Annotated in this window: 7 protein-coding genes; 6 read left to right on the top strand and 1 reads right to left on the bottom strand. The window is 60.6% G+C overall.

Annotation, left to right across the window (positions count from 1 at the left end; all coding sequences use genetic code 11):
* Positions 1–99 precede the first annotated feature (99 nt).
* Positions 100–1,098, bottom strand: a complete 999-nt coding sequence (locus tag ACZ6YI_RS02950; RefSeq protein ID WP_465777346.1) for a polyprenyl synthetase family protein — start codon at positions 1,096–1,098, stop codon at positions 100–102.
* Positions 1,099–1,229: 131 nt separating this feature from the next.
* Between ACZ6YI_RS02950 and ACZ6YI_RS02945 the strand changes: the two genes are divergently transcribed.
* The 6 genes from ACZ6YI_RS02945 (at position 1,230) to ACZ6YI_RS02920 (ending at position 8,748) form a co-directional block, all read left to right on the top strand.
* Positions 1,230–2,441: an MFS transporter gene (locus tag ACZ6YI_RS02945; RefSeq protein ID WP_465777345.1), complete on the top strand. Its 1,212-nt coding sequence runs from the start codon at positions 1,230–1,232 to the stop codon at positions 2,439–2,441.
* A 199-nt stretch (positions 2,442–2,640) separates the two neighbouring features.
* On the top strand, positions 2,641–3,255 hold the full coding sequence (gene ssb / locus ACZ6YI_RS02940) for a single-stranded DNA-binding protein (protein ID WP_465777344.1): 615 nt from the start codon (positions 2,641–2,643) through the stop codon (positions 3,253–3,255).
* 143 nt (positions 3,256–3,398) lie between these two features.
* Positions 3,399–4,709, top strand: coding sequence for a site-specific integrase (locus tag ACZ6YI_RS02935; protein WP_465777343.1), 1,311 nt, complete (start codon positions 3,399–3,401; stop codon positions 4,707–4,709).
* Positions 4,709–6,274 (top strand): site-specific integrase, encoded by a 1,566-nt coding sequence (locus ACZ6YI_RS02930; RefSeq protein ID WP_465777342.1) that lies wholly within the window; start codon positions 4,709–4,711, stop codon positions 6,272–6,274. The genes ACZ6YI_RS02935 and ACZ6YI_RS02930 overlap by 1 nt, the downstream gene beginning before the upstream one ends.
* Positions 6,267–8,318 carry a hypothetical protein gene (locus tag ACZ6YI_RS02925; RefSeq protein WP_465777341.1) on the top strand — a complete coding sequence of 684 codons (2,052 nt, stop codon included), beginning with the start codon at positions 6,267–6,269 and terminating at the stop codon, positions 8,316–8,318. Before ACZ6YI_RS02930 ends, ACZ6YI_RS02925 begins: the two co-directional genes overlap by 8 nt.
* Entirely contained in the window at positions 8,311–8,748 is a 438-nt protein-coding gene (locus ACZ6YI_RS02920; RefSeq protein ID WP_465777340.1) for a hypothetical protein, read from the top strand. Before ACZ6YI_RS02925 ends, ACZ6YI_RS02920 begins: the two co-directional genes overlap by 8 nt.
* The last annotated feature ends 87 nt before the right edge of the window (positions 8,749–8,835 follow it).

Below are 8,835 nucleotides of genomic sequence, written 5' to 3'. Positions count from 1 at the left end.
ACACGGCCTTAATTCTCCTTTGGCAGCGCGCTTGCGCGCGATGGGTGCTTGCGCAAACACCCATCGCGCGCAAGCGCGCTCCCACAAGGTCAGTGTCAATCAATAGCGGCGTTCGACGCTGTAATCCGCCAGGGTCGACAGCGCGTCGCGGTGGGCCGAAGGCGGCAGGGCGGCGAGGGCTTCCTTTGCCGCCAGCGCGTGCGATACGGCCTTTTCATGCACGCGATCCAGCGCGCCGGAATCGCGGATCGCCGCGATGATCCGGTCGAGCGAATCGAGGCCGCCGTGCTCGATCGCATGGCGCAACGACTTCAGCTGGTCGGGATCCGCCACCTGCATCGCGTAGATCAGCGGCAGCGTCGGCTTGCCTTCGGCGAGGTCGTCACCGATGTTCTTGCCCAGCGTGTCGGCATCGGAGACGTAATCGAGCAGGTCATCCGCGATCTGGAATGCATAGCCCAGCTCCATGCCGTAGCGACGCAGCGCGGCAACCTGCGCATCCGGCAGGCCACCCAGCACGCCGCCGAGCTCGGTGGCGGCGGCGAACAGCACCGCCGTCTTGCGCTCGATGACCGCGAGGTAGGCTGCTTCGTCCACGTCGGCGTTGCCGATGTTCAGCAGCTGCAGCACCTCGCCCTCGGCGATGGTGTTGGTCGTGTTCGCGAGGATGCGCATGATCCGCATGTCATCCAGTTCGACCATCAGCTGGAACGAGCGCGAATACAGGAAGTCGCCGACCAGGACGCTCGCGGCATTGCCCCACAGCGCATTGGCGGTCTTGCGGCCGCGGCGCATATCCGACTCATCGACGACATCGTCATGGAGCAGGGTGGAGGTGTGGATGAACTCGATGATCGCGGCGAGCTTGGCGTGCTCGGCGCCCTGGTAACCCGCGGTGCGGGCAGCCAGGACGTGCAGCATCGGGCGCAGGCGCTTGCCGCCGCCAGCGATGATGTGTTCCGCGATCTGGTTGATCAGGACGACATCGGAGGACAGGCGGTGCCGGATGAGCGCATCCACCTCCCGCATGTCGTCGGCGGCCAAAGCGCGGACGCTGGCGAAATCAATGGGGGTCTGGCTTTCGGCAATGGAGGACATGGGCCCGTCGTGGATGCGGCAAATCAGCCCACATTATAGGGGCGCCGTTCATGTTTGAACCGTCACGGAGGTGACGGTCCGTATAATCGTCGCCGGCACCGGTCCTGGTGCCTGGACGGATCGAACCTTCGGTGAGCCAGCTCAGCCCCCTGGAACGACGCAGCGCCCTGACCCTGGCCCTGGTGATCAGCCTCCGGCTGTTCGGCCTGTTCCTGATCCTTCCCGTGTTTTCCGTCTACGCCCGCAGCCTTCCGGACGCCACCCCCTTGCTGGTCGGCCTGGCCCTGGGCGTCTACGGCATCGGCCAGATGCTGCTGCAGGTGCCGCTGGGCATGCTCTCCGACCGGATCGGGCGCAAGCCTTCGATCTCCCTGGGGCTGATGGTCTTCGCCGTGGGCGGTCTCGTGGCCGCCATGTCGCACAGCCTCGCCGGCATCATCCTGGGTCGCGCGCTGCAGGGCATGGGCGCCGTAGCCGGCGCGGGTACGGCCCTGGCGGCCGACCTGACTGCGGAGACGAACCGCGGCAAGGTCATGGGCATCATCGGGGTATCCATCGGGCTTTCATTCCTGCTGGCGCTCATCCTCGGGCCGCCGCTGGAAGCCGTCGCCGGGCTTGGCGGGCTGTTCGGCCTGACCTCGCTGCTCGCCCTCGTTGCCATGCTCCTCCTGTGGTGGCTGGTGCCCACCCCGGCGCGGGCCGAGCGGCCGGCGACCGGCGCCCTGCGCGACATCCTGGCCATGCTGGGCGATCGCTCGATGCTCGTGCTCAACGGCTCCGTCTTCTTCCTGCACGCCCTACTGACCGCCAGTTTCGTCGGCCTGCCGATCCTGCTGACCGATACCTTCGAGGTGCCCGTCGCCCGGCACTGGACCCTGTACCTGCCCGTGATGGTGATCGCCGCGCTGGTAATGGGGGCCTTCATGCCGCGCATGCGCGACTCCGCCCGCAGCGCGCGGACGGTGGTCGGTTGCGTCGTGGCACTGGGCCTCTCCCTGGCGGGGATGGCGTTGGCGACCCGCCATGAATGGCTGCTCGGTTCGGCCGTCGCCGTCTTCTTCTCCGCGTTCAACCTGCTCGAGGCCGCGCTGCCCAGCCTGGTCTCCCGTATTGCCCCCGCCCACCTGCGCGGGGCGGCCATGGGCGCGTATTCGACCAGCCAGTTCTTCGGTGCCTTCGTCGGCGGCGCCCTGGGCGGGCTGGCCCTCGGTGCCCTGGGCCTGCGCGGCGTCTTCGCCGCCGCGGCGGCCCTCACCCTGGTCTGGCTCCCCCTGGTCCTGCAGAACGCGGCTCTTGTAGGAGCGCGCTCGCGCGCGATCGGCGACGCGGCAGGGCTGGACTGATCCGGGACCCTGATCGCGCGCAAGCGCGCTCCCACGGGCTCGGCGCGGGGTGAGACGAACCCTACACGGCGACGAGCCAAAAAGGCCTTGCCCGAGCATTGCCCAAGGCCCCACCATCGCCCACACTATCCGGTCCGCTCTTCCGGTGGCCCCCTGGCCGCCTGGTGCGAAGGGCGCATCACGTAAACGAGGAAAATCCATGGCACGCGGCATCAACAAGGTCATCATCGTCGGCAATCTCGGCGCCGATCCGGAAACCCGGTACACCGGCAGCGGCACGGCTATCACCAGCCTGCGCCTCGCTACCTCGGAGGCCTGGACCGACAAGCAGAGCGGCGAGAAGCAGGAGCGCACCGAGTGGCACCGCGTGAAGCTGTTCGGCAAGCTCGCCGAAATCGCTGGCGAGTACCTGAAGAAGGGCCGCCAGGTCTATATCGAAGGCTCGCTGCGCACCGACAAGTACACCGATAAGGATGGCGTCGAGCGCTACAGCACCGACATCATCGCCAACGAGATGCAGATGCTCGGCGGCCAGGGTGGCGGTGAAGGCGGCGGTGGCTTCGGCGGCGGCAGCCGTCCGCAGCAGTCGCGCGGCGGCCAGGGCGGTGGCGGCAACTACGGTGGTGGTGGCGGTGGCGGCAACTATGGCGGCGGTGGTGGCGGTGGCCAGCAGCGCGGCGGCCAGGGTGGCGGCTACGGCGGTGGCAACCGCGGCGGCGACGACTACGGCCAGCAGCGCGGTGGCGGCAACGCCCCGTCGCGTTCGGCCCCGCCGGTCAACGAAGGCTTTGATGATGACGATATTCCGTTCTAGACAACACATGTTGTGAAGTGTTGATTTAAGTTGAGAAAGCCCTCGCTTTTGCGAGGGCTTTTTTCTTGCCTGCAAATTTTGTTATTGAAAACAAAGATCTCGAATGCTACACATCCGGAAATCGTTGAGAACGAGTACGCGTCGTGTATCAGATCGCGATCCGTGTTCTTGCAAGCGGCGAACGAGCGTTGTTCCTGCTCGACGGCCAAGGCTGCCCGCTCTTCTACCCGACGCTGTTCACCACATCGCAGCTTCGTAACGCCGGAGCCCCGGCAAACACGATCAAGAACAAGCTCGCCCACGTTGTTGTTCTACTGCGGTGGCAGGACGACCGAAAGCGGGACCTCGCGGATGACTTCCGCTGCGGTCGGTTTCTCACCGTGGCGGACATTGCGTCGCTGCGCGACTTCGCACAAAGAGACATGCGTGACGTTGGCCGGGGGGATAAGCGATCGCGTACACCCGGCGTGGTGCTCCTTGAGGGGAGAACGGCGCGTTCAATGGCGCTTCCCGCTGTCAGTGGCTCGCAGCAGTACAACCGACTGACCACGATCGCCGACTATCTCGCCTTTTTGGCCATGGCCGTCACGCAGCACAAAGCCTCAGCGCACGACGCTCTTCAGATCGAGCGCATGGTCGAATTAATCCGAAAGCACCGCCCTAGAGGCCTTGCACGACGCTTCGACGGCGATCCACACACGAAATCACCGCCCTCCGAATTGATCGACCGTTTCATGGATGTCGTCGCCGTCGATCACCCGGACAATCCCTTTCGGGGTCCAGGAATTAGGCTGCGAAATGCCATCCTGTTTGGTCTCTTGCGCCATACGGGAATCCGCCGTGGCGAGCTCCTGAGCCTGCGCGTCGGGGATATGGATCTTGGTCATGAGCCCATCGTGTGGGTGCGACGAAACCACGATGATGTCTCGGACCCACGTCGCAACCAACCTGTTGCGAAGACAAAAGAGCGCCCGCTGCCGATCCCTTTGGAATTGGCCACCCTGATCCAAGACTACATCCTCAGTCACCGCGCCAGGATTCCTGGCGCACGCAGGCATGGCTACTTGCTCGTCTCGCACAAAAAGGGGATGACTTTCGGTCAGCCGCTGTCTCTGACGGCGTTGGGAAGTCAGATCATGGGCAAGGTGCGTTCCGTTGACCCCGCGTTCGCCGATATTCACCCGCACGCATTTCGGCACCACTTCAACTACGAATTGTCCCGTCGGGTCGATGAACATAACGCGCGCGCACGAAAGCAAGGCGCTGGAGAAGGAATGTTCCCCATTTCCGAAGCCCGCGAGCAGGACGTACGAGCATTCGTTAATGGCCATCGGAGCAAGGCGTCGGCGGCCACGTATAACCAGCGTCATCTCCGGGAGGTGGCCGACCGGGCCGTTCGAGAGGTGCAGTCAGCGATGCGTAATCACGGCTCTACAGCAAAAGAAGTCGAGTGATGACGGCTACTAGAAAAGAACGAACCGCCCTACCGAGACGGGCTACATCCAAGGATGGCTATGTGTTTGATCCCAATTCCAGTCACTGGAGACTAAACAAAGATGTTGCGGTAAGCCTTGAACTAGCGAGGCGACTTCCGGAGCCGGCGCAGAGCGGCTTTCGCAAGACGCTGCAGCGATACGCTGAAGAGATGTCTGCACGACATACGGAGAATATGGCAACACGGTTCGCCCGCTTTCTCAGAGACACGGGATCGGATGAGGTCTCAGTCACCAGCTTGCTCAACTGGCGAGCAGTGCTTGGCGAGCAAGATCAGTGGCATCTAGGCGGCTTAAAAGGGTTTCTGGTCGCGTGGCACGACTACGGATACGACGGAGTCTCCAAGGACGTCGTCGACTTGCTGATGGCGTGGCGCATCAAAGGCAACCCTAAGGGTGTCGCGGTTTCCATCGGTTGCCCGGAAAGCGGTCCGTACACCGACCTGGAGGTCTCCGCGATCTTGGATTGGGCAAATATCGCGGTCACCAAAACGCTAATTCCTTTCATGGACTACGCGTATCTGCTGACATTAGCGATGACGGCGCGTCGACCCATTCAAATTGCCGCGCTTCGAGGTAAGGATCTCATGGTGGACTGGAAGACCGGTGCGCCACTTCACCGAGTTAATTTCCCCCGTGCGAAGCAGCGTGGCGGTAGCTTTCGAGGATCGTTTCGATCACTCGCTGTGGTAGAAGACCTCTATCTGGTGCTCCTCCACGCTCACCAGCAGTCAGTGTTGACCGTGGAAAAGAGAATTTTTGCATCATTGCCCGCGCACCTTCGTGACGAAATACCGGTGTTTATCGGCGAAAAGGCGGCCAGGCAACTGTCTAGCCTTGAAGAGCTAAGAAATGCGCTACTGGGCCCAAGGCCTGATCTCTTACATGAGACGACGGATAACCTTCGTGAAGCGTTGTGCGGTTGCGCGAAGCTGTCGACAGCGCGATCCGAGCGAACGGGTGAGTTCATTCGCCTGACAGCGACACGCTTTCGATACACGCGCGGCACGAAGTTGCGCCGCGAGGGCTTTGGTGAGTTCGTCATCGCCGAGCTGCTTGACCATTCCGATGTGCAGAACGTACGCGTCTATACGGAGAATACCGCCCAAGAAGCATTGGTCATCAATGAGCTGGTCGGTGCGCAGCTCGCACCTTTCGCGCAGGCGTGTATGGGGACGCTCGTTCACTCTGAGCGTGATGCCGTTCGTGGTGACGACCCGAGAAGCCGTGTCCCGAATAATCGGCAGAATGCGGTGGGCACCTGTGGGAACTATGGGTTTTGCGCGAGTGGATACCGCGCCTGTTATACCTGCCATCACTTTCAGCCGTGGGTCGACGGTCCACATGCTGAAGTGCTTTCCGAGCTGTATGCCGAGAAGGATCGGACACGGCAGGCTGGATGTGCGGAGGCCGTGGTTAACGCCAACGATCAGCTGATTCTTGCGGTCGAGCATTGCCTCTCACTGTGCAGAGAGGTAGTCGAAGGTGCCGCCGATAAGCGGATCGGAATCGCTGGTCATGACTAATATCGTTGAATTCGTACCTCGCGCCGACCGAGATGCCAAGGCCAACCTGGAGGCCTTTATTCGCATGGCGATGGAGAATCTTACCGCATTCGGAACGGGCGGAGCGTGGAATGCGGATCGATGGCAGCAGGAAAAAACCGTCGCCTTGTTCTCGGCTAAATGCACGACAAGGGGCTCAGATTCGTACACGCCGATGGCTGATCCGTTTAAGCAGTTTGCTAAGGCATACATCCGATACACGTACAGCCATCGACCGGTCGTTTCGTTAGCTATGTGCCTACAGGCTCTGCGTTGTATTGAGGCGGCATTGTCTGAGTGTTGCGGCTGCGCCGACATCCTCTTGCTTCGTGGCGCGGTAATGGATACGGCTGCGCAAAAGTGTCGCGAGTTCTATGGATCTGAAGATGTCTGGCACAAGACGGGTCTCTTGATGCAACACGTCTTCGACTTCTGCCGAGTCAAGGGATTCGCTCCATCGCTTCCGCAGTGGAAATCACCCTTCAAGAAACCAGCCATTCTGACCGAGGACATTGGCGACGCGGGTAAGGCTCATCGCGACGCGAAACTTCCCGCTAATGAAGTCATGCTGGCGGTGGCAGATCTGTTCGCCGCCGCACGTGACGCGGAGACACGATTCTACACCTCGATATTCGTCCTATTGATGGTAGCGCCGAGCCGCATATCGGAGGTTTTGGCACTTCCGTTGGACTGTATCGGCTGGGAGGAAGATGATCAAGGCGAGCGGCAGATGTATCTACGCTGGCGAGCGGCTAAGGGGAAAGGTCCCATGAAGAAGTGGGTAATTCCTGCGATGCATAGTGTGGTCGAGGAGGCCATTTGCCGTCTGAAGGAGATCGGTGAGCCAGCGCGAGCTGCTGCAAAATTTTCGTTTGAGAATCCAGGCATATTCATGAGGCACGATGGCTGCGCCTCTGCTTCCGAAGTGAAAGAGGATGAGCCGTTAACTCCGGAAGAGTTTGGCGCCGCCATGATGATTCGAGTGAATGAAAAGTGCCGTTACGCCGACGGATCTCCCAGATGGACCGTATTCTCGAACACGAAGTGGATCATGAGTCTAGTAGCCGATAGCCCGGTGACCTATACGAAACTGGCTGCGTACGTGAGGAAGTCCCACTGCGGATATCACTGGCCTCACATTGACGAGGCGAAATCAGTTTTGGCCTGGGAGGCGCTCTGCTTGCATCGGGAGAACGAGTTTCACGCCGAATTCCCATTGAGTCCGTTCTCCTGGCGGTTAGTGCACGTCAATGATGTGAACGCTCGAATGGAGTATTCGAAAGGTCTTTCCCTGTTTGAAAGGCACGGCCTTAAAAATGCGGATGGCACCAGTATAAAGCTGACGACGCATCAACTACGTCACTGGCTAAGTACCTTGTCCGAACGCGCAGGGATGGATGACTATACGCTCGCGCAGTGGGCTGGTCGGGCAGACGCGAAGCACAATCGACATTATGATCATCGGACGCCCGAAGAGCAGTTGGACGTCGCGCGTCAGGTCCTTCAAGCCGTCCCTCCCACGCTACTCGAACGTATTAGGGACCGTCATCCGGTCACTTACCAGGAACTGGGTGTCGACCGGCTTGGCACGGCGAAGGCTACGCTGTACGGCATGTGCGTGCACGATTACGCCATGACGCCATGCCAGAAGCAGCGGGAGTGCATGACATGTACGGAGCACGTCTGCATAAAGGGTGATCACGTCACGCTGGAACGAATCAGAATCCTGGAAGACCAGACGGAATTCCTCTTGGAGCGTGCGCGTATTGCCCATGAGGATGGTATCTTCGGCGCGGATCGGTGGGTCGACAACCACAAATGGAAGCTGGCTCATGTGCGCACGATGCGGATGTTGCTGGAACAGACGGATCTTGCGGACGGTGCCTTGCTTCGCATTCCCAAGGGGCATGATCCTTCCCCGATTCAACGCACATTGATGGATATCGGCGTCACGACGGGGTGTCCCTCGGAGGTCGTGACCTCTCCGATTTCGGTCAACGCACTGACCGGAGGCGGCGATGCCTAAGAAGATTGTCACTAAGATGTCGATCCCCAAGATCATGCGGGAACTGGATCGCTGGGAGGGGAGGCTCACCTGGCCGCTCTTTTGCGAACATGTGGCGACAGTTCTCGGTGTCGGATCCGTGTCCAAGCACACCATGTACCTGTATCCGGCCATCAAGGAGCGATTCCAGCAGCGGCAAAGCGATATCCGGTCGACAGTTAAAGTGGTCCGAAGCAACTTCACGCTGGATTTTGCAACGCGCCGTATTGCGGATCTGGAGGCGCAGGTGAAACGCCTTCAAGAAACGAACGACTTACTTATGGATCAATTTAGGCGTTGGCAGTACAACGCGTACGCGAATAACGTGCGTATGGAGTTATTCGAGTTGGATAGGCCGCTTCCCGCGGTTGATCGGTCGGGTCATGCCCGACAGGGTAAGAAACGGAAGTAACGGTCAGCCACGTGATCCTCAGTCGATAGCGACCGGCTGAGCACGTGGAAGCTTTTTGCGGATACTAGTATCGATGGTCTTGTGAAC

The organism is Luteibacter sp. NPDC104163 (assembly GCF_055584245.1).
Note: the sequence above shows the minus strand (reverse complement) of the source record. Positions and strands in the feature narration are given on the sequence as shown.